The organism is Burkholderia sp. 9120, assembly GCF_000745015.1.
In the GTDB taxonomy this organism is placed as follows: domain Bacteria; phylum Pseudomonadota; class Gammaproteobacteria; order Burkholderiales; family Burkholderiaceae; genus Paraburkholderia.
The window spans coordinates 700,883-723,390 of the sequence record NZ_JQNA01000001.1 but is presented as its reverse complement, the minus strand read 5'-3'; the positions used below and the strand labels follow the sequence as shown (position 1 = coordinate 723,390).

The following is a 22,508-nucleotide window of genomic DNA, read 5'->3' as shown; positions in this document are numbered from 1 at the left end:
CGATCCGCCTGGCTACATTGACTCCACCCGACGCAACGCGCTTGCCGCCTGCGACGCGTTCCCGCACTCAGAGGAGTCGTCCATGCTTTCGATGCTTTATTTCCCTGTGGTCTCCGCGCTCGCGACACCGACACCGTGTGCTGACACCGCGCCGGCCAGCCGTTTCCTGGACACCTTGCTCGATGGCAAACTGAACGCCGCGAGCCAGCTCGCGAGCCGCTGGACCGACGAAGCCGGCAACGCCGATTTCGCGCCGCACGCGCTGCAATTGCACGCCGACCTGCAGCTGATGCTGGGTATCGAAGTCGAGGCGGAAGAGAACTACCGCCGCGCACAGAAACTGATTCGCTCGTCGAAGCATGCGATCCGTACCGCGTCCTGCCGGAATGCCGCGTGGCAGGCATTTTTCCGTCATCGGCTGGGCACGGCGCTCGCGTGTTTTTCGCGTGTCGCCGACGAACCCGAAATCGAGCCGGCGCGTGCGGTGGAGGCCCACTTCGGGATGGTCTGCGTGTTCTATGAACTGGGCCGCACCAGCGAAGCCGCCGACGCGCTCGACGATCTGATCGAACGGGTGGAGCGCGATCTCGACGATACGCAGGGCCATTGGCACGCGCTGCTCACCACGCTGCGTTTCGACTTCGCCGTGCAGGCGGAAGTGCGGGGCGCAACGGCGCTGCGCGATCATGTCTACTGGCACTCCGGTTTGTCGAGCGAACGTGCGCCGCGCCCCGGTCAGGGCACGGATGCGAGCGTCGACGGTCTCGCGCGCGCCGTGTTCGGCGTGCGCTCGCCGTTGCTGCGTGCGCGGATCGACTACCTGCAGCAGTTGCGGCTGGCCGCCTGCGCGGATCGTGATGCGATCGGCGAATTGCAGCGGCATTTGCAATGGTCGCGCGAGCAGGGACTCGCCGACTATCAACGCACGCTGCGCCTCGAAATCGCCCTGGCGACACTGGCCGGCGCGGCGCCGCATCTGGCCTGCTCGATTCTCGAACCGCTGCATCAGGTCGGCCGTAACGGCACGACCGGCCACCGTCAGCTCGAATACCTCTACTGCAGCGCGAAAACGCGTCAGGCCGAAGGACGCGCGCAGGAATCGCTGCAGCTTTACAGCCGCTACGCGCTGGTCGCAATGCAATGTTTGCGCGAAGACTCGCAGGTGCGCGCGCCGTTCCTGCAGCGCAGCGCGAAAGCCTCGCCGCAACTGGACGACGTCGGCGCGCGTCTGCCGGCCAAGTATCGCCGCGCCTACGTCTACGTGCTGGACAACCTCGACCGACGCGATCTGTCGGTGCGCGAAGTGGCCGCCGAAATCGGCGTGACCGAGCGCGCGCTGCAAAGCGCCTTCAAGAATTTCCTCGGACTGTCGCCGACCGAATTGATCCGCCGTCAGCGCATGGAACGGATCCGTGCGGAACTCACCGACCGGTCGTATTCGAGCGAGCGCGGCGTGCTCGGCGCGGCCAGCAAATGGGGCGTGCAAAACCGCTCGACACTTGTCAACGGCTATCGCAAACAGTTTCACGAAGCCCCGTCCGAGACGCTCGAACGATAGCGCGGCTACGGCTGCAACGGCGCACTGCGGCTGACCGCGGCAGTGCGAGCGGGCCTTCATCTTTTTTCCTTCACCTTCACACAGTCGACTCCATGAAATCGAAGACGCTGTTCTGCGCCGCGTGGCTCGCGGCGTCCCTTACGTTGGGCGCGCTGCAACCCGCGAGCGCTGCGCCGGTGCGCTGGCGCGGCACGACCGTACACATTGCCGTCGAAGGCAAGGATCTGAAAGACGTGCTGCGCGATTTCACCGCAAGCCAGGGCGTGGCCGCATCGATTGCGGGCAACGTGCAGGGCGCGGTGACGGGGCGTTTCGATATGTCGCCGCAACGCTTTCTCGATACGCTTGCGTCGACCTTCGGCTTCGTCTGGTTCTATGACGGCAGCGTGCTGTCGATCAGCAGCGCCAACGACGTCACGCATCAGGTGATCAAACTCGATCACGCGTCCGCCAGCGATCTGCGCGCCGCGTTGCACACCATGAGCGTCGACGACCCGCGTTTCCCGGTGCTCTATGACGAAAGCGCGGGGACGGCGATCGTCAACGGTCCGCCGCAATATGTGCAGATGGTGGGCGAGATCGCGAAGCGGCTGGACGAGAACGCCAGCCGCCGCACCGGCTCGGTGATTCGCGTGTTCAAACTGAAGCATGCGTGGGCCGCCGACCACAAGGTGCAGATCGACGGCAACACGATCACGGTGCCGGGCGTGGCGACGGTGCTGTCGAACATGTATCACGCGAAGCAGGAGAAGGGCGGCAGCGGTGGCCAGTCGCAGACCTCGGTATCGCCGAACCTGCAGCGCGTGCCGCCGATGGCGGACGTCAACGGCGGCAACAACGGCGGCGGTCAGGTGAACAATCCGCCGTTGCCGCCCAACATGGCAGGCGGCGACGGCTCCGCGCTCGGCGGTCTGGTCGGCAATGCGCAGCCGTCCAATTACGGCAGCGGCGGCGCCGTGGGCTACGCGAATACGCCGGGCTCCTCGGGGATGAGCCAGCCGAGCGGCGGCGATCTGACGCTGCCGATCATGCAACCCGATCCCACCACCAACTCGGTGCTGATCCGCGATACGCCGCAGCGTATCGACCAGTACGCGTCGCTGATCGAGCAGCTCGACACGCGGCCCAAGCTGATCGAGATCGAGGCGCACATCATCGAAATCGACGACGACCTGCTCAAGCAGATCGGCGTGGACTGGCGGGCGCATAACAGCCATCTCGACTTTCAGACCGGCAGCGGCACGTATCAGCAGAACAGCTACGCGAACGGTTCGATCAACCCGAACTTCGGCACCTCGACGCTCGCCGACGGCACCACGGTCGTCTCGGCCACGCCGGTGGGCGCGTCGATCACCGCCGTGCTGGGCGATGCGGGGCGTTATCTGATGGCGCGCGTCAATGCGATGCAGAGCAGCTCGAAGGCGAAGATCGACGCGTCGCCGAAAGTCGCGACGCTCGACAACGTCGAAGCGGTCATGGACAACAAGACCAAGTTCTTCGTGCGCGTGTCCGGTTATACGTCGGCGGATCTGTACAGCGTGTCGACGGGTGTGTCGCTGCGCGTGTTGCCGATGGTCGTGCAGGAAGACGGGCAGACGCGCATCAAGCTCGAAGTGCATATCGAGGACGGTCAGCTTACGGGGCAGCAGGTCGACAACATTCCGGTGATCACCAGCAGCGAGATCAATACGCAGGCGTTTGTCGGTCAGGGGGAGAGTCTGTTGATCGCGGGTTATAGCGTGGACAACAACTCGAACGGGATGACCGGTGTGCCGGGTTTGTCGAAGATTCCGCTGATCGGTGCGCTGTTCCGTTACAACAATGACGAGCGCTCGCATATGGAGCGGGTCTTCCTGTTGTCGCCGCGAGTGCTGGATCTGTAGGCGGCTGGGTTTGGTCTGGATTGATGCAGGACAGGGGCAAGGCGGTGACGGCCGCGCTTGCCCCTTTTTAGCCGCTGCTTAGCGACGGCGTGCGTTGCCGCCTAGCAGCGCGGCGGGAATCGAGAACGAGGTCAGCGCGACCGATGCGTCGCCGTCCGAAGCCTCCGCGCCGGCCGCCGTAAAGCCCGCCAGCCGATGCACGACGTGCGTCGTACCGCTGTGCCACATGGCGGCATACTGGCCCCACGGCTGCGCGTTGCGCGCCGTCTCGCTGTCTTTTGCGTGGATGTCTAGCGTCCGCACCGGGCGTGTCGTCTCTGTTGCGCAGTCGTCGGCGATTTCTTCGCGTGCGCTATCCACAGCCTGGGTGATCGCGACAATCGCATCCGCGGTGCGCGCGGCTCGTGTGGATTGCGTGGCCTTTGTGGTCCGCGTCAGATCTGTCGCGATCGCGTCGCTCTCGGCCCGGCCGTCGCACAACTCGACGCGATAACCGTGCGCATACATCGTGCGGAGCTGCACACCGGATGCGCCATTCAACGCCAGCTTCTTGCGCAGCTTGTAGATGTGCTGTTCGAGCGTGCGTCCGACGATATCTTCCGTGCTGCTCCAGATCGCGCCGGCAATCTGCCGGCGGCTCACATACTCGCCGGCCCGCGAGAACAGCAGCCACGCAATCGCGAATTCGCGCACCGTCAGGCGGATTTCCTGATCGTCGACCAGCACCGTGCCCGTGCGCCGGTCGAGCCGGTACGGTCCGAGTTCGACCCAGTCTTCGGATTGCACCGGTGTAGGCGACTGGAAGCGGCGTAGCGCCTGGTAGGTGCGTGCTTCGAGCTCGCCGCGGTCGATCGGCGAGAGCACGACGTCGTCGGCGCCGATCTCGAAGGCCCGCTCGATGCTGTCGCGATCGGCAAACGCGCCGATCACGATCAACGGCGCGCGGCGGTCGCCGTAGCAGGCGCGACGTGCGAACACGGCGCGCGTTGCGTCGATCCCCGTGGCGGCGTCGACAAGAATGGCGTGATAGTCCTCGCGATAGATCGCCCGGGATAGCGCGACGTCATCGAGGAAACGGCAGCATTCGATTGCCTCGTCGTGAAAGCATTGGCAAATCAGATTGAACAGACTGCTGCTGGTGGTCATCACGGCGAATTTCAACATGCCCTCCCGGGACTGATGCTTAAGGTTGCTTCCCAAACCATCTGGCGTGCCCCGAAAATTACGGCCCTTAAAATATCAGGGCTGTAACGAATTGTTTCGCTGTAAGAAGTAGAGAAAGTGCATGAAATTCGGACAAAGGGTTTCGAATCGCTTTATGCCGGCTAATAAGGTTGGAGATCGCGCACGTTGAGTGGAGATGAAAGGCTGAACCGGTTTGCGGTATCAATTTCACTCAATATGAATGAGGCCGGTAAAAGAGACTCAAATCGGCCGGAATCGCACGCGAAGCAAGGTTCGCAGCACCTTTCAGCGTTGCAAGGCCTATTTACTTTTGTTGAGAATCGCGCGACTGCGTTTTATGCCCATAGCTTCGGATTGGCATGAGTTTTTTTGAAACTGTGGGACGGCCGGCTACTTAGACTCGCATGAGGCGGCCGGAAACCGGCGCCACGCTATTTTTTTCTATGCCGATTCCATTGCGAGTGCGTCCATGTCCTTTCTGTCCAATGCCTGGTATGTCGCCGCGTTCTCCCACGAGGTTTGTCCCGGCACGCCGTTTTCGCGCACGCTGCTGAGCCGGCCCGTGGTGTTGTATCGCGATGCCGAACAACGCCCGATCGCGCTCGACGATCGCTGTGCGCATCGCTTCGCGCCGCTGTCGCAAGGCCGGGTCGTCGACGGCGCGCTTGAATGTCCCTATCACGGTCTGCGCTTCGGGGCGAGCGGGCAGTGCGTGCACAATCCGCACGGCGACGGCCGGGTGCCGGCCGGCGCGAAGGTGCGCACGTATCCCACGCTCGAACGTTACGGCGCCATCTGGTTCTGGCCCGGCGACCCGTTGCGCGCCGACGAGTCGCTGTTGCCGTCGTTTCCGTTCGTCGATCCCGTCACGCACGTCACCCACGATGGTTATCTGCACACGCGCGCGCACTATCAACTGAGCGCAGACAACCTGCTCGATCTGAGCCACTTCCAGTTTCTGCATCCCGATACGCTGGGCAGCGAGGCGATCGCGCGCGGCGACGTGCAGTCGGGCAACCTCGGCGACATTGTCTGGGTGCGCCGTAGCGCGTACGACGAAGCGCTGCAGCCGTTCGTCGCGCAAGGCTTCGGGATTCCGGCGGGGACGCGGGTGGACCGCTGGATGGATGTGCGCTGGACGCCGCCGGGACTGCTGTCGATCGTGGTCGGCGTGACCGCCGCGGGCATGCCGCGCGAAGCGGGGCTGATCGCGCCGTCGGCGCATTGGCTGACGCCGGAGACGGAGCGCACGACGCATTACTTCTTCGCGTTCGGTTTGCCCAACGAGATGGGCGAGGCCGCGCACGAACTGGTGCGCTATGCCGTCGACGGGTTGATGAAGCCGTTCGAGTGCGAAGACCTGCCGATGCTCGAAGCGCAGCAGAAGAATCTCGGCGATAACGACTTCTGGGCGATGCAACCGGCGCTGCTGCCCATCGATGCCGGCGCGATTCGCGCGCGGCGCGTGATGGAGCGGCTGATCGCGGCGGAGCGGGCGGCGGGCGAAGCGCCCGCGCGCACGATCGCGATCACGCCGGTGGCGGATGCTTCGCGAGCGCTCGCGTGATGGCGGCCGTTTTCGATGAGGCGACGCTGCGCGGCGAAGCGCTTCGCGACGATGCTGCTGCGGATGACGAATCGCTCAACGCGGTCTGGGTGGAATGCATCGTCGAGATGCTGAGCGCGGCCGGCGTGCGTCATGCTGTGTTGTGCCCCGGTGGACGTGCCAGTGCAATGTGTCTCGCGGTCGATGCGCATCCGCATATCGCCGTCGAGATGGTCTGCACCGACGAGCGCAGCGGCGGGTTCGTCGCGCTTGGGCTCGCGAAGGCGAGCGGGTCGCCGGTGGCGATCGTCACGACTTCCGGCTCGGCGGTCGCGAATGTGTTGCCGGCGCTGACCGAAGCGGACGCCGCCGATGTGCCGCTCGTGGTGCTGACCTGCGATCGTCCGCGGGCTTTGCGCGGGACGGGCTTTGGGCAGATGGCCGATCATCTCGGCGCGACGCGCGCGTTCGTGCGCGCCCAGGCGGATCTGGACGATCCTGTCGATTCGCCGCACGCGGTGGAGCAGGCGAGGGGCAGGGTAGCGGCGGCGCTTGCGGCGATGGTCGAGGGTGTGGATGACATCGGCGATGGCTTGTCGCGCGCCGATGCGCATCCGCCCGCCCGGCGGCCGACGCGTGGGCCGGTGCATGTGAATGTGCCGCTGGCGGGTGTCTACGATGCGGTCGAGACGCAGCCGGTGTCGGGCGAAACGGTTCGTGCGGTGCGAGGGGCCGGTGACGTGGCCGGTGTCGTACGCGGGATGGTGACGCAGCGCGATGTTGCTGGCGTGGCTGAAGTTCAGGCGTTGGACGCGCACGCCGCAAGTGCGGGCGAGCACATGAATGAGCATGTGGTTGAACGAGTGCTTGAGCACGGGAGCGAGCACGGCTCGTACGAGCACGGCACCAACGATCACGGCACCAACGAGCAGGCGAACGAGCAGGCGAACGAGCGCCCGAGCGATCACGCGAAAGAGCACGCGCACGAGCTTGAACAGGTCGTTGCGCGTGTTATGTCTCGCGTGCTGGCGAAGCGCGGCGATCGGCCGCTCACTGAAGGTCTCGACGGCTTGATCGTCGTCGGACCCGAACCTGGTGTGCCGCTCGAAGCGATTTTCGCGCTGGCGGCATCGAGCGGTTTTCCGGTACTCGCCGATGCCGGCAGCGGACTGCGTTCGGGGCCGTCCGCGCTGGCGCCTCAGACGGCGGCACGCGGCGCGCCGGGCGCGCTGATCGTCAACGCCTTCGATGTATTCGGCGGTGCTGCGCGACTTGCAAACACGCGTGCGGAATTGATCGTGCGCTTCGGCCTCGCGCCGGTGATGCCGGTGCTGCATGCCTACCTCGAAACGCAGGCCGACGTGCCCACCATCAAGATCGCGCCGTGCCGTGTGGCGTATGACTATCTGCATCAGGCGCTCGATCCGCGCGATGTGGTGGTGGCGCCTTCGGTTAGCGCTTTGCTGGAGATGGGGCGAGCGCTGCGCGAAGCGGTGCGTGGCCGGATGGATTTGCATGCGTGCGCGGAAGCAAACATCGAAGCAAACACTCGCCCCAACGAACCCGCCGCGCCCGTTGCCTTCTCGTGGCGTGACCGCTGGGCCAGCGTCGCCAGCTACGGCGCGCGCGAGCGACGCGCATGCGTCGCGTCGCTCGAATGGGGCGAAGTGTCGGCGGTGCATCGCGTGCTGGCTGCGCCGGGTTTCGCGTTCGTCCATCTCGGCAATTCGATGTCGATGCGCCATGCCGACATCGGTTACGACGTGCGCGCCGCGCGTCAGGACATCTATGTCAATCGCGGGGTGAGCGGTATCGACGGCACACTGTCGACGTTCATCGGCGAGGCGCTCTCGCGTGGCGACACGGGACTGCTGCTGCTCGGCGATCAGGCGTTGGTCCACGATCTGTCCGCGTTGGCCAGCGCGCAGCGTGTGCAGACGCCCGCCTGCGTCTGCGTGGTCGACAACGGCGGCGGCGCGATCTTCGATTTCCTGCCCATCGCGCAAGCGCCGGCTTATCGGCGCACGATCCGCAATCCCTATCGGCTCGACCTCGGCGCACTCGCGCAAGGATTCGGGCTGGCGCATCGACGGGTCGGCACGCACGCCGAACTGGACGCGGCCCTCGCCGATGCCAAAGAGCACGCCGGTGTGACGATCGTGGAAATCGCCGTCGAACCGTACTCCGGCGCGATGCAGATGAATCAGCTTGCGCAAACGTTGGGGGCGGCATGATGGATTGGGACGTGGTGGCCAGTCCGTTGGAGCGTTCGCTCGCGGCCTTGAACCGGTATGCGAGCGCGAGCGCGCCGGATGAAGTTTTTCTCGACGATCTGCAGCAACGTATCGGTGCGGCGCGACGTGCGTCGGCACGTGGCGGCCCGCGCGCGTCGGGCGAGGGACTAGGCGCGCCGAGTGTGTCAGGAGCGTCAAGCTCGCCGGGTGTGCCGGGTGTGCCAAGCGCAGCAAGTACGTCGAGTGCGCCAGGCGCGTCAAGTTCGCCAAGTGCCCCAAACACCGCACCGCGCGTGCTGCTGCTCGGCTATACCGGCGCAGGCAACACCGGCGCCGATCTGCGCACGATCGAAACGATCGCGCAGCTACGCCGCGTGCTCGCGCCGCGCGTGCCGCAGATCACGCTGTTCGCGCTCGGCGACTGCTTCGATCATCCGCTGCTGGCCGACACGCCGCGCCTCACCCCGGCGCTGCCTTATCTGCCCGATGCGCTCGATGCCGCCGTGCGCGAAGCCGACCTCGTGCTGAATGTCGAAGGCTCGACTTACACGTCGAAATTTTCGGATTCGCTAGCGGGCGTACTGATCGGCGGCCTCGCGCTCGCGCACGCTCACGGGCGGCCGGCGATTGCCTATGGCGTGGACAGCGGCACGATGAGCGCCGCGCTGACGCGCTTCGTCGAACGTAACGCCGATGGCGGCGAGATTATCTGCCGCAACGACGCGGCGCGACAACAACTCGCGTCGCTCGGCGTGCTCGCGCAGGCCGGCGCCGATACGGCATGGACTTATCGGGCGCGGCCTGAAGCAAGCGCCGCATCGCCCGCCGCGCGACGCGTCGCGCTGTGTCCGAACAATCCGTTCTGGTGGCCGGTGCGTGCCGATGCCGCACGTGCTCGTGAGCTCGACGCGCGCGGCGAAACATCGCCGCTGCGTTACGGGCCGCTGCATTTCCACAGTTGGGACGCGGCGCGTGCCGAGGCTTATCACGCGTATCTCGATCGCTTCGCGCAGATCGCCATCGGCTTGCGGGAGCAGGGTTATACGCCGGTGCTGGTGGGCATGGAGCAACTCGACCACAGCGCCTGCGTCGATCTGGCCGCGCGGCTGCCGTTCGAGATCGAGCTCGTCACGCGTGGCCCGCGGACGCTCGACGAAGTGGCCGCAGCGGTCGCGCATGCCGCCTGCGTCGTGACGACGCGCTATCACGCGGCCGTGCTCGCGATATCGCACGGTGTGCCGGTGTTCGGATTGTCAATGGACACGCGCATCGAGCGTTTGCTTGGCGAAGTGGGATGCCCGCAATGGAGCGCGGCTTGTGACGACGCGGACGGCGCGCAAGCCACACTGACGGCGATCGGATCGCTGTGCCGCGATGAGGTGCGCACCGCGCTGATCGCGGCTTACGCGGACTATGCAACGTCGCAACGCGTCCGTATCGACGCGATGGGCGACAGGCTGCGCGTTGCACTCGAAGGCTGAACGCTGATCGCGCGAGTGCACAGATGCACGCGCATTGCCGTGCCATGACATGACATGCCGTTACGTGCCATGCCATGACGCGACGCGGTCCGGTCCGGTCCAGTCCAGTCCGGTCCAGTCCAGTCCAGTCCGGTCCGGTCCAGTCCAGTCCAGTCCAGTCATCCGCGCCACACCCATCCACACCACACCCACCCGTACCGCATCAAAACTTCCCACAACCGTCATCAGGCTGACAAAAACTTCGCCTGGCCGTTCGGCAGTTCCGTTTTGCGTTGGGTCGACACATCGATTTCCGCTGTACTGACGAATCGAGCCCGATCGCCACGGAGAGCAGCATGTCGACACCGTCCATTCCAAGTTCGCCCCGTGCTGGACATGTGCCGGACCCGGCCAACGGCGAGCACCCGTCCACCGATCCCTCCCACCCGACCCCTGCATCGACGACGCCCACGCCGACGCAGCAAGGCAGCGCCCAGTTGTCGACGCTCGGCAAGCTGAAGGCAAAGCTGTCGAAGACGACCAAAAAGACCGGCCAAGGCATCGCGGCCATCGAATCGCCGCTCGGCACCACGGCGTCCGGCGGCTATCTGGGGTGGGGCGTGAACAACGCGGCGTCGTCCGGCGGCGGCCTGGCGAGCGCCGCCGGCCACGCCTCCGACGGAACCAAAACGCTCGCCGAAGTCGCGGGCTCGCTGGGCGCCGTGCCTCAGGCACTCGACATCGTCGCTACCACCGTCAGCACCGCGAACAAGGCTTTCAAGGTCGCGAACAGCGCGAACAAGGTCAAGACGACGGAAAAGGGCACGCTCGACGGCGACGAAGCACGGCGGGTGCTGGCTCAGGACAAAGGCAATCTCCAGCGCGCCGCGCCCGGCGCGTTTCGCGATGTCGGGCTGGGCGCGCTGAACATGACCAGCCGCATGGAATCGGTCACGCATCCGGGCACCTCGCTGTACGGCAAGGCGCCGGGGCCGGTGTATGCGGACGGCGCGCTCGCCATCGCTTCCGGCGCGATGTACACGGCGGCCGGCGCGCTGCAAAGCCGGGCGGTCGACCGCAAGGTGCAGCGCACCCACGCGTTCAGTACCGCGCTCGATCATCCGGCGAGCGCGCGTGAGGATGCGACGAGCCCCGGCCTGCAAGCGCTCGACGATCTGCACGCGCGAGGCAGGATCGACCCGAACGTCTATTCGATCCTGCGGCAACGCAGCGACGCCGAGGTCACGAAGTTCACGCAGAATTTCGCGTCGGTGGGCGGCGGCGGACAGACGCGGCTGAACCAGATGCTGCATTTCCCCGGCGAGCGGATCAAGCTCAACGTCCTCAACTTCAACCGCAAGACCAATCTGAATACGGCGAGCACGCGGCGCGCGATTCGCGAAGACGTGATCGACACCTTCATCGCCGCCGATGTGAGGCCGGGCCGCACCGATTCGCTGTTCACGCATCTGGCGACGATCCGTGAAGAGTCGCGCGGCAAGCGGGCCGGTCCCGATCTGGGCAAGCTGGACCCGCACTTCGCGGCGCACGGGGTGCAGAAGAGCGAGTTCGACAAGAACGCGCTGACGGCGATTGCCCGCTCGGGCGATCCGGATGCGTTTCTCGAACGCTACAAAGGACTCTCCGAGACCGATCGCTCGCGCGTGCGCGACACGCTGCACTTCGGCTCATGGCGTTTCTGGAAAAGCGACGCCACCTTGCCCACGACGAAATATCAGCGCGGCGATATTCGCCAGGCGCTGGCGAAGCACTTCATCGGTGGTGCGACGATCGAGCGGATGCAGGAGCTCAAGACGCGCTACAACGCGAAAGTCGTGCCCTTGAAGCCGAGCGGCACGACACCGCAGACGGTCGCGCCGCCGGAGATGCTGAAGCAGCATCTGTCGGCTTACCAGGCTCTCAACCTCGACAATCTGAAAGAGGAAAAGCGGCACGCGAAGGTGCAGGTCGCCTACGGCGCGGTCAACATGGCAGCGGGCGTGGCCGAGTTGGCAGTGAATCCGGTTGCCGCGGCGACCGCAGGCCAGGTGAGCGCGTCGCGCGCGGTGCTGAGTCCGGTATATCTGATCTATGCGGGCCGCCGGGGGATCGTCAGCTATATCACGCAGAAGAACGCCCGGCCGATCGACGCAAAGATGCGCGAGGAAGCGCTGATGCGCGCGCTGCCTCGGGTGCGCGAACGGATCGAATCAGGCGCGGGGTCGACGCAGCGTCTGCAGCATCGCGACATGTTCCTGCGCAACGAACTGAAACTCGGCGACGCGGACATCAAGAAGCTCGACGGGCTTGAACGGTCCGGCAATCATGCGGGCGCCCGCGAGTTTCTGGCGTCTAAAAACCCGGAGAACAATGTGCTGGTCGCGCTGCGTGTGCTGGCCGACGAGCGCGGCGGCGTCGCCTCGCATTTTCATCGCAATCAGGCACGGCAAATGATCGATGCCGAGGCGCAGACCCATAACTCCGACGCCTTGCGCGCGATCGACGACGACTCGAATCCGGACGAGTCGTTTGCCGCGCTCAAGACGCATTTCCTCGATGAAGCGGCTTACGATCCGGCCGCCGGAATCGGCACGCTGTCCGAACAACTGTCGGCGGGACACGCCCCGGGCGATCTCGGTTTCGATAAGGCCGGCTATCAGGGCAAAACGCCCGCAGCGGTCGCGGAGCATCTGAAAACACGTTTCGCGCAGGACAATCCGCCGTTCGCGGTTCGCCAGTTCGTGGCGGGGTGGCGCGAAGGCGGCGAGGGCGCGGTCGCGGCGAGGAACATGCTGCGCGATTTCCGCTTCACCGAAAAGGATATTGCGGGCCTCCAGGGTATGAGTCGCAAGGACGCGTGCAAGTGGCTCGAAGGTCATCTGTTCGGCGAAAACGTGCGGCGGCGTTTCTCTACGGTCACGCTCGATCAGGCGGGCCGCAATCGCGCGGCGGACGCCGTCGAACGGGTTCAGCTTCAGCCTTCGGATGCGGCCGAGCCGTTGCAGTGGCGCAACCATTTCGAAGAGGCTGGCGTCGATGTGATCGACAACCCGGGTACGCCGGGTCTCGATTCGATGTTGTACGCGTTGCATCAGAATTTCTCGGGTAAGAGCGATGCGTCGTCGAGCGAGATGAACAGGCAGGTGATGAAGGCGCGCGCGCAAGTGATTCAGACGTTGCGTCAGAGTCAGAGTCAGGGTGCGGGTGCGGGTACGGCGCCGGGTGCCAGCGCGTCGCCGCTGCTGCCCATCGATGTGGCGCAGCATGCGGACGTGATCGCACAGGTCGCGGCTCAGGTCTATGGCAAGCCGGGCGCGGCGGTCAAACTCGTGGATGCTACCGGCGCGCAGCCGCATCAACGCGTTGGCGGCAATGGCAACGCGGCCGCGCCGGTTGCTGCCGTGCTTTGCTACGACAGTCAGTCGAAACGCACATTCACGTTGCACGGCGGGAAGCCGGCTCCGACGCCGGCGGTGAGCCCGCCGGCGTCCGGTTTCAGGCCGCTGCAAAATGTCCGGGGTTCCGGTCTCGACCTTAACGCCACGGGCGCGATCGAGATGCAGCCGATGGCGGCTTTGGCTTCGGGTTCGTCGAGTCGGTTGCCGGGACCGAGGCCGATGCCGATGGCTAGTCCGCAGGTTAGGCCGTCGGTGACGGCGAGTGGGCTGCCGCCGAATACGCCGGTGGTTACGTCGCCTATTGCGCCTTCGATCACTACGAGCGGTTTGCAGCCGAACACACCGCTGGCTACGCCGCCGATTACCGCGAGCGTGTCGCTGCCGAATACGTCGCCTATTGCGCCTTCGATCACTACGAGCGGTTTGCAGCCGAACACGCCGCTGGTTACGCCGCCGATCACCGCGAGCATATCGCAGTCGAACACGTCGCCTATTGCGTCGTCGATCACTACGAGCGGTTTGCAGCCGAATACGCCGCTGGTTTCGCCGCCGATCACCGCGAGCATGTCGCCGCCGAACACGCTGTCGGCGTCGACGATTACGCCGCCGATGCCGAAGCCGCTGAAGCCGTCGGTCAGCGCGAGCGTGTCGCAGCCGCTCAATTCGCCGTCGTCGCCGTCGTTGACCACGCCGCAAACGCCCACGCCCAAGTTGAACACCGTGGCCGCTTCGAGCGCGTCAAGCGCTTCAAGCGCCGCATCATCGTCAAGCTCCGCTGCCGCGCTGGTCGCGCCCTTAGCGCCGGCGCGCGAGGCACACGACGACCGGATCAACGACGCGCTGAGTGCGCTCAAGGCACTGCCGCAGAGCGCGCCCGCGATCACGCCATGGAACAGATTGCCCGCCGACATAAAGGCGGTCTACAGCAATCAGCAGTGGGAGTACGAACAGCAAGCGACCATGGCCGCCACCGATTTCGCTCCAACGCAAGCGAGCCTCGAGAAGAGCGGCTTCAGCGTCGTGAAAAACAACGGCGACATGAATAACTGTCTGCTCATTTCCATGGTGCAGCATGCGACCGGCGACTACAGCCAGCCTCACACGCAGCGGGTGAACGAATACCGGCAGAAACTGGTGGGCGAAGGACACATCCTGAACGGCCAACCGATGACTTTCACCGGCGCTGCGGGTAAGCGTCTGGTGGCGATGATCAACGGCGACCCGCAGACACAGCAGCCGCTGCATGTGGTGGGCGTCACGCAGGTGGCGGGTAGAACGCACCTGGATCACATCGGCGCGGATCAGCAAGCTGCAAACGTGCGCGAGGTGATGATCTGGGATCAGGGCGGTCACTTCGAAGCCGTCAAGCCGAAGGACCCACCGGCGGTTTGAGCGTTCGTTGCAGGTCGAGCGCTGGACATGCCGGCGCTCGATCGCTTGAGGCCGGGCGTGGTGCAGCTAGTGCTGCTCACTGCTTGTCGCTTGTCGCTTGCCATTTGCCACTCAGCACGCACCACGCAGCACGCACCACGCAGCACGCACCACGCAGCACGCACCACGCACCACGGCCAAATTCACCACGCCAGCGTTGACTCCCACTGCGGAGGCGGTGAGCCCTCCTCGCATGCATCCGCCGCCGTTTCGCGCGCGAATGCCGGCATCACGTCCCGAGCAAAACGACGCATGGATTCCATCGCCATGTCATGCGGCATCGAGCCGAACCAGAAGCTCGCGCTGAAGTAGTCACAACCGAGCCCGGCTTGAATCCGACGCAGTTGATGAATGCATTCGTCCGCCGTGCCGATCACCAGAAAATCGTTGCGCAACGCGTCGTCCGAGGGCTCGTCGGGCAGAGGCTCCGCCGGCACGATGCCGTCCACGACGTCGCCCCAATCGTGACGCAGACGCAGCGTCGCGCGTCCGTTCCAGCGCGCATGCTCGACGGCCTCGCGCGCCTGCGCTTCGTTCTCAGCGACGAACGCAGGCCGCTGCGTGCCGATACGCACCATCGACAGCGCAGCGGCGAGATCCGGATAGTGACGCCGTACATCCGTCAACTTCGAAATCGGTTCGAGCACGCCGGTGAAGAGATTGGCGCGCCGCTTCACGGCTTGTTCGACCGACGCCCGCCGGCTCGAATTGACCACGAGCCACAGCGGTATCGCGCGTTGCAGCGGCTGCGGTACGAGCCCGGTGCGGGGAATGTGGAAGTGCTCGCCGTGATGCGAGAACACGGGTTCGCGCAATGCTTTCAGGAGCACGTCGATCGCTTCGTCGTCGCGTGCCGTGCTTGCGCCTTTGGTGAGCTGGAAGCGCTCGTATTGATAGCGCTGATAACCGCTGCCGAGACCGGCTTCGACACGGCCGCCGCTCAGCACGTCGAGTGTCGCGAGCTCTTCCGCGATCACCAGTGGATGATGCAGCGGCACCGGAACGATCGCCGGCCCGAGACGCAGATGACGCGTGCGCGCGGCGATATGCGAGAGCAGCATCAGCGGGCGCGACGAGTGCGAATAGTTCGTGAAGTGATGCTCGGCGAGCCACAGATGGCTGAAGCCGAGCGTATCGGCGGCTTCAGCCATGTCGAGCGCGCGCTGGTAGAGCTCGGCGGCGGGCCTGGGTTCGGGCGCGGGCAGCGTCAAGAACAAACCGAATTGCATGATCGACTCCGGGGTATCAATGCAGTGGCTGACTCGCCGACAAGGCGACCGGCGCGAGCCCTTTGGCGCGATAGAACATATAGGTCGCGCCGTAAGGCACCAGCAGATGAGCGCCTTCCAGTTCGCACGCGGGCAGAGGCGGCAGGCCACCCGAAGTGTCGATGCGCTGGATCGAACTGATGTCGGCCAGCCGGCCCTCGCCGGGGCGTCGCGCCGCGACGAAGCGCGCGGTGTAACGCACCCAGGTCAGCGCGTTCGCGCCGACCTGGCTTTCGCCGGCCACTTTGCCGATCACGTAGCTGCCGTCGTACGCGAGGAAGTAACGGCCCGGTGCGATGGTGCCCACGCTTTGGCCGCGTGCGTCGACCAGCAAGGCTTCGGATCCCAGCGGATCCCACAGCAGTTGCGTGCCGTCGCGGGCGATGCCGGGCTGCAACGCGGCGCCGGCGGCGGGCACGTCGGACTTGATGCGTCGGCAGACGTAGGTTTCATCGCCGTGGGTGGTCATCACTTCCTGGAGCACTTCGTTCTGGCCGGCGCGTAGATCGAGAGGGAGGGACTCGTTGGCGGTCGGCGGCGTTCTGGACGTCGTCGCGCAGGCGGCGAGCGCGAGCAGGCAGCCTGCCGTGAGACAGGTCAGCGTCGGGCGCGACAAAGGCGCGAGTCGGGCGAAAGCCGCGAATGGCGGGAATAGTGCGGGGCGGGGCGGGAAACCAGTCATTGGCGGAAAGGGAAGGCGAGCGATGCTGGCATCACACCTGATCCTGTAAGGTGTCGTGGGCGCCGACACGAAAGACTGGATCGAAAACCGCACGCGACGGGATCGGGCAAGTCACCTGCACAGCGAAGGAGCGAAGGAGCGAAGGAGCGAAGGAGCGAAGGAGCGAAGGAGCGAAGGAGCGGGACAGCGGGACAGCGGGACAGCGAGACAGCGAGACAGCGAGAAAGCGAGACAGCGAGGCAGCGAGGCGCAGTGGTTCGCCTGAGCATGCAGCGATTCGCGCTTCGGCCAAACGCGTTCGGATGGCGGTCGATACTGACTCGGGCTTGCCGCCACGCTCAACGTAGCGTGACACCAACGGTTTCGCCTCTCTTCTGACCAACGGCCCGAGCGCCACCCGAACCCGCGATGGAATCGACTCTTTCGAACTTCCCAGGCTTGCCCCGTGTCTCGTGGCTCGACGCCGAGCCGATGCCTCTCGTGCCGCTCGCGGACCAAGACCGGGCGTACCCCTATCTGGCGATGATCCGCCGCTACATCGGCGGCGCGGCGGATACCAAGGCGCACACCGACGTGCACACCGATACGCCCGCACCTGCCGCCACGCACGACACGCACGACACGCACGACACGTCCGACACGCACGACACGCCCGCCACGCCCGCCACGCCCGCCACGCCCGCCACGCCCGCCACGCCCGACGCCCCCATCACCGCCGCCGATTGTCGCGAACGGCTAGCCGAAGCGGATCGCATCTTCGCCGACTGGCTTGGGCCGCTGCATCGCACGGCGGCCGAGGTCGCTGGCGTCGACCCGTCGCGCATGGCCGATGCGCTGAATCACATGCATCACGCGTCGCGCCGTCTGACCATGTGCGATTCCGTGTTGCTCGACAACGTCGTCGAGCTGGCGCGCGTGACGATCGACGAACAGGTGCCGGGCGACTTCATCGAAACCGGCGTGTGGCGCGGCGGTGTGACGATTCTGTTGCGCGCCGTGCTGAACGCGTTCGGCGACCGAGGCCGTAGCGTGTGGGTGGCCGACTCCTTCGCGGGACTGCCGACGCCGGACCCCGCGGTCGATCTGCGCGAGGCCATCTGGCATCACCTGATGGGCGCGGTCGGCGGACTGCGCAGCGATCTGGCCAGCGTGCGCGAGTCGTTCGCCCGAGCCGGACTGCTCGACCGCCGCGTGCGCTTCCTGCCGGGGTGGTTCGCCGACACGCTGCCCGCTGCCCCGATCGAGCGGCTGGCGCTGATGCGGCTTGACGGCGACTGGTACGAGTCGACTCGTGTGGCGCTCGACGCCCTGTATTCGCGTTTGTCGCCGGGCGGCTTCGTGATCGTCGATGACTATGGCTTGCCGACCGGTTGCGCGCGTGCCGTCGATGAATATCGCGCCGCGCATGGGATCGATGCGCCGTTGACGCGTGTCAACGGGCAAGCGGTCTACTGGCGTAAGCCATGGTGAGCCGTGACGCGCACGCGGCGTTGAGTGCGCTGCTGGAAGCGCGGCTCGCGGAGCACTATGTCGCGCCGCCGCAGGCGTTAGCGGTCGATCTGATCGTCAGCGATTGCGCCGAGGTTTCGCGGCGCTTTCTGCTTGGCCCTTCGATTGAGTCGATGCCGATGCCGACGCCGACTCTGACGCCTACGTCGATGCCGGCTCCGACTCCGACTCCGACCGCGACCGCGACTCCAGTTCCAGTTCCTGTTCCTGTTCCTGTTCCGCCCCCCTCTAGCGGCGCATACCCCGCCGCAGCGCGCATCACCCTAAACCACGCGCTACTAAGCGCGATGCTCGACGACCCAACTGGTTTCGATCCGCGCAGCGCCACCTCCCTCGCTCTCGGCGGCGTGCGAATCGACGGCTCCGCGCGGCTCGCGGCGTACTGGCTGCAATTGCTCAAGCGTCCTTCAACAGCGGGCCGCGCGGCGCTCGAGCGGGCCAGGCAACGCGCGCCTGCCGCCCTCACGACGGTGCGCGTGATGAGCATGCAAGGTTGCAATCACAACGACCTCTGCACAGCGCTTGCCGACGCGCTCGACGCCTCGGTTCCACTCGTTCTGCGCGACATGATCGACTGGCCGGAAGTCGCGTGGACCCTCGACGACTGGCGCCGCCACGAAGGCTCGACGGTGCTGCGCCCGGACCCATCGAGCGGCGCGGCGCAGACCGTGGCCGGCTTCATCGACAGAATCGCCGAGCAGTGCGTGGCCGAACCCGGCGCCGCGACTTACACGGAAGGCTGCCTGCTGCCAGCGGCATGGGAAGCGCGCTTTGCGTTGCCACGCTTGCCGGCGCGTCTATTCGGCGCGGGTCAGCTCTGGTTTGGCCGAGCCAGCGGGGCGGCGCTGGTGACGCGTTTGCACTGCGATCTGGCGAACTCGTTTCTGGCCCAGATTCACGGCCGCAAACGCGTGCGTCTTTACGCGCCGGCTCAGGAAGCCGCCCTCTACGCGTTCGATTCGTTCAACACGTATCGCCCGTGCCGTGTCGACGTGGCGTCGCCTGATCTGACGCGCTTCCCGCGTTTTGCCCAGGCGCGAGGCGTCGATCTCGTGCTGGAACCCGGCGACCTGCTGGTGATTCCAATCGGCTGGTATCACTGCGTGTGGGCGCTGGATCATGTGCTGTCCATCAGCCGCTTCGCCGCCGATGCCGCGGATGCCACCGTCGCTGCGATGCTGCGCGACGATACGGTTTCCCAATCGAAACTCACGAACACTGCGGGGACTGGATGAACGATGCAACCCGAAGCGGCTCGCGTCGCGCGCGCTTTCTGATGTGGGCCCACCGCTCGTGCGCGGCGGCGCTGCTGGCGTCGGCCGCGTCGCTGAATCCGCTGACCGCGCAAGCGCAAACACAGGTGCAAACACAACCACAAGCCCCGGCGGCGATGACGCAGATCTGCGCGATGCGCGCGAACAACGCCAAGCTGATCGCGCAGGACCGTGACGCGGGCATCAGCAAACAGGACGAATTGCGCAAGACGCAAGCGGTGGCGGCGGCGATGCCGATCGAACGACAGGTCTACGCGGAAGCGGAACTGGCGACCTTTGTCGAACGTCTGTACGGACGCTACGCCAAAACGCCGCCGCAGCAAGCCTACGACAAGTACCTCGCCTATTGCGAAGGCCAGGCCGCGCGCGGTGCCGCCCAGGTGCAGTGACGCACAGATGCGCGGCGCGTTGCGACGTGATCGTCGCTTCGCATTTCCAGCGCGCTTTTCGGATGGCACGCCATGGTCTCGATGCGACCCCCTAGCATTAGACGACCCCGGACCGCCGCTGTGTGTGTTTCGCATCCGCTTCACCGATGGCGGTCGATCTTCCCTTGCAGAGGACGCCATGACCGCAATCGCCAACGACACCGTTTCCAGCTTCTCCATGCCCAGCACCGACAGTTCGTTCTCGTCGGAGGATCAGAATATCAAGCAACTCGAGCAGCAGGTCGATCAGATGATCAATCAGGCGCTGCAGCAGAGTTCGTCGTCGCTCGGTCAAAACCAGACCGGGCAGGACGCGGCCGGCACGCTCGCGAGCTATATGAATCAGAACGGCATCTCGTCGCTCGATCCGAACAAGCTGTATCAGCTCGCGAATAATCCGCCGGCCGGCACGCCGCCCGAGGTGTCGTCGGCGGCGTCGTACATGCTGCAGAATCCGGATGTCTATCAGCAGATCGAAACGCACGACGTGTCCGGCGCGGACGGCATTTCGGGCGTGGGCAATTTCGAGTGGGCGGCGCAGGGCGGTCTCGACAGCGAGCCGTCGTCGAGCACGACCGACTCGATGGATTCAACGTCGACGCAGGGCGCAATGATGGGCGCGCAAGACGCGGCGGGCACGCTGTCGAGCTATATGAGCCAGAACGGGATCAAGTCGCTCGATCCCAACAAGCTCTACCAGTTGGCCAATAATCCGCCCGCCGGCACGCCGTCGGACGTGTCCGCGGCGGCGTCGTACATGCTGCAGAATCCGGACGTCTACCAGCAGATCGAAACGCACGACGTGTCCGGCGCGGACGGCAAGTCCGGCGTGGGCAACTTCCAGTGGGCAGCGCAAGGCGGTCTCGATCAGATGGTGTCCGATGGCACGTCCCAGTTGCCTGACATGAACCTCGATCTGTCGATGAACATGCCCAATATGCCGGACTACACGCAGACGCTATCTGCGTGATTGCTTGCGGTTGTGGTCGCAGTTGCGGTCGCGCGGCATTCAAGATCAAGTTCAGAAACTGACTGGTGGCATAGAAACCTGTGCCACCCAGTTGGCTTCACGATTCGACGCGCCGACGCGCGTTCGGTGCGCTGGGTTTATTTCCCCAGCGCGCCGCCAGCCGTCTTCGCTGCCCACACAACATCCCCATCCACCGCGTAAAGCCGGCAACCGCTATGACCGTTTGCGCACGCAACGAGCGCATCGTTCATCGGATCCAAACCTGAAGCCACGCCCCACGCGCCATCGGGTGCAATCGCGAACGCTCGTGGCCGGCGACTCGTCAGAAACGCGCCATAGGCCTTGCGTCCTTGAGCATTCAGATATGGAATCGCCGATGCATCTGTCAGCGCCGCAAAGTGCGTGCTCGGCGGTTCCGATTCGAGCCGAGGCCAGACGACCTTATTGTCGACCGCGTACAACTGGCAATAGTGCGTGCGTTCAGAACAGTGCTGCATGGCGCTCGCGGCGGCATCGAAACCGCCCGATGACCAGACCGCATCAGTCGTCCCGATTGCGATCGCACGCGGCAGCGGCGCCGCCAGAAAACCGCGATACAGCGTCTCCCGTTGTTTCGCGTCCAGATAGGGCAGTGCGCCGACGTCATTGAGATCGGCATACGCGCTCGTCGTGTAGGCCTGATTCGGCAGGTACTCCGGGTTGACCTCGCGACCGGGCATGCCGATGCCGGTGAGGAACGCGTCGGCTTTCTTCACCCACAGAGGTAAGCCCGCCGCCGACGCGGTCATGGCATGCGCATCCTTCTGGAACACGCCGTAGTCGACGAGTTCCGCGGGCGCGCCCGCCGCCGTGTATTGTCGAAACATGTCGCGCCAGGTCGAGGTGGCGAAGGGTTGATCGTTGTCGCCGAAGAACCAGATCGAGTGCAGTTTCGTGTGAGCGCCGAGCTGGCCGGCGCCGCTGATCAGGCTCGCGTCCGGCGCGTGGCAATCGGATTCCTTGAGGCCGCCCGCAAAGCTGACGAGTCCTTTTACATCGGGCGGGTTCTGCGCGCCAAACACCAGCGTGTTCCATCCGCCCATGCTTTTGCCGACCATGACGATCCGCGAAGCATCCACGCCCGGTTGCTGCTTCACGGAGTCGAGTACTTCGCGAATGTCGCGCGCTGCGTCCATGCCGGTCGCCACGAGATCGCAACCGTGCGGACGCATGGTGCCTTCGGAGCCCGCGTAGCCGCGCATCATCGGCATGGCGACCGCGTAGCCGCGCGAGAGAAAGTAGTAGGGGATGAAGTTATCGGCAATGCGCGGCGCGTTCGCCGGATCGTGCGACGCACCGTGATTGATGAGCGCGAGCGGGAAAGGGCCGCCGCGCGATGGCATGTACACGGTGACCTTTAGGCGCACCGGTGGCGACGTGTCGATGGGCACTGTCAGGATGCGCTCGTTGAGGGGCGCACTGGGCGAGTCGGGCGTGGTCCCGGCCGTGTTGGCGAGACCCGAATGGGCAAGCAACGCGAGCGATGCCAGAAGCGGCAGAACTTTATGCGTGGTTGCTTTCTCCATAGGGCGCGGGAAACGAGGGGCTTATTCGAAAGGATATCTTTGCGATAACGGCCGATTCAGTGTTTTCTGTAGCCCTCGCAGCAGCCTTCGTCTTCCTGGCGCAAAATGGACGCCCCG

At 65.3% G+C, this 22,508-nt stretch carries 15 protein-coding genes; 10 read left to right on the top strand and 5 right to left on the bottom strand.

The genetic code is table 11. From position 1 onward, the window contains the following. The first annotated feature begins 82 nt into the window (after positions 1–82). Complete coding sequence (locus FA94_RS03105; protein ID WP_035546623.1) at positions 83–1,558, top strand: helix-turn-helix transcriptional regulator; 1,476 nt, start codon at positions 83–85, stop codon at positions 1,556–1,558. Between the two features lie 92 nt (positions 1,559–1,650). Next, on the top strand, positions 1,651–3,441 hold the full coding sequence (gene sctC / locus FA94_RS03100; RefSeq protein WP_035546620.1) for a type III secretion system outer membrane ring subunit SctC: 1,791 nt from the start codon (positions 1,651–1,653) through the stop codon (positions 3,439–3,441). 78 nt (positions 3,442–3,519) lie between these two features. Here sctC and FA94_RS03095 read toward each other — a convergent pair whose 3' ends face one another. Continuing rightward, on the bottom strand, positions 3,520–4,605 hold the full coding sequence (locus FA94_RS03095) for a response regulator transcription factor (RefSeq protein WP_051980329.1): 1,086 nt from the start codon (positions 4,603–4,605) through the stop codon (positions 3,520–3,522). A gap of 490 nt (positions 4,606–5,095) precedes the next feature. On the opposite strand from FA94_RS03095, the gene FA94_RS03090 reads away from it, so the two are divergent. From FA94_RS03090 to FA94_RS03080, 3 genes are read left to right on the top strand one after another with little or no spacing between them, the layout of a single operon-like run. After that, complete coding sequence (locus FA94_RS03090; protein ID WP_063771759.1) at positions 5,096–6,193, top strand: aromatic ring-hydroxylating dioxygenase subunit alpha; 1,098 nt, start codon at positions 5,096–5,098, stop codon at positions 6,191–6,193. Next, entirely contained in the window at positions 6,193–8,406 is a 2,214-nt protein-coding gene (locus FA94_RS03085; protein WP_035546617.1) for a thiamine pyrophosphate-binding protein, read from the top strand. The genes FA94_RS03090 and FA94_RS03085 overlap by 1 nt, the downstream gene beginning before the upstream one ends. Next, complete coding sequence (locus FA94_RS03080) at positions 8,403–9,887, top strand: polysaccharide pyruvyl transferase family protein (protein ID WP_081935653.1); 1,485 nt, start codon at positions 8,403–8,405, stop codon at positions 9,885–9,887. Before FA94_RS03085 ends, FA94_RS03080 begins: the two co-directional genes overlap by 4 nt. A gap of 60 nt (positions 9,888–9,947) precedes the next feature. Here the strand turns inward: FA94_RS03080 and FA94_RS38485 are convergent, their stop codons facing one another. Beyond that, positions 9,948–10,103 carry a hypothetical protein gene (locus tag FA94_RS38485; RefSeq protein WP_156126505.1) on the bottom strand — a complete coding sequence of 52 codons (156 nt, stop codon included), beginning with the start codon at positions 10,101–10,103 and terminating at the stop codon, positions 9,948–9,950. A gap of 119 nt (positions 10,104–10,222) precedes the next feature. On the opposite strand from FA94_RS38485, the gene FA94_RS03075 reads away from it, so the two are divergent. Next, a complete protein-coding gene (locus tag FA94_RS03075; RefSeq protein ID WP_156126503.1) occupies positions 10,223–14,656 on the top strand; it encodes a hypothetical protein in 4,434 nt (1,477 codons plus the stop codon). 182 nt (positions 14,657–14,838) lie between these two features. Here FA94_RS03075 and FA94_RS03070 read toward each other — a convergent pair whose 3' ends face one another. Next, a complete protein-coding gene (locus FA94_RS03070) occupies positions 14,839–15,924 on the bottom strand; it encodes an LLM class flavin-dependent oxidoreductase (protein WP_035546610.1) in 1,086 nt (361 codons plus the stop codon). Between the two features lie 16 nt (positions 15,925–15,940). Then, positions 15,941–16,579, bottom strand: a complete 639-nt coding sequence (locus FA94_RS03065; protein ID WP_051980327.1) for a DUF3455 domain-containing protein — start codon at positions 16,577–16,579, stop codon at positions 15,941–15,943. A 474-nt stretch (positions 16,580–17,053) separates the two neighbouring features. On the opposite strand from FA94_RS03065, the gene FA94_RS39035 reads away from it, so the two are divergent. The 4 genes from FA94_RS39035 (at position 17,054) to FA94_RS03045 (ending at position 20,826) form a co-directional block, all read left to right on the top strand. After that, on the top strand, positions 17,054–18,115 hold the full coding sequence (locus tag FA94_RS39035) for a TylF/MycF/NovP-related O-methyltransferase (protein ID WP_197070171.1): 1,062 nt from the start codon (positions 17,054–17,056) through the stop codon (positions 18,113–18,115). Then, positions 18,109–19,389 carry a cupin-like domain-containing protein gene (locus FA94_RS37170; RefSeq protein WP_156126501.1) on the top strand — a complete coding sequence of 427 codons (1,281 nt, stop codon included), beginning with the start codon at positions 18,109–18,111 and terminating at the stop codon, positions 19,387–19,389. Before FA94_RS39035 ends, FA94_RS37170 begins: the two co-directional genes overlap by 7 nt. Then, entirely contained in the window at positions 19,386–19,817 is a 432-nt protein-coding gene (locus FA94_RS03050) for a hypothetical protein (RefSeq protein WP_035546609.1), read from the top strand. The genes FA94_RS37170 and FA94_RS03050 overlap by 4 nt, the downstream gene beginning before the upstream one ends. A gap of 178 nt (positions 19,818–19,995) precedes the next feature. Next, positions 19,996–20,826, top strand: a complete 831-nt coding sequence (locus FA94_RS03045) for a hypothetical protein (RefSeq protein ID WP_051980322.1) — start codon at positions 19,996–19,998, stop codon at positions 20,824–20,826. A 137-nt stretch (positions 20,827–20,963) separates the two neighbouring features. Here FA94_RS03045 and FA94_RS03040 read toward each other — a convergent pair whose 3' ends face one another. Beyond that, positions 20,964–22,391 (bottom strand): dienelactone hydrolase family protein, encoded by a 1,428-nt coding sequence (locus tag FA94_RS03040; RefSeq protein WP_051980321.1) that lies wholly within the window; start codon positions 22,389–22,391, stop codon positions 20,964–20,966. Positions 22,392–22,508: the final 117 nt, after the last annotated feature.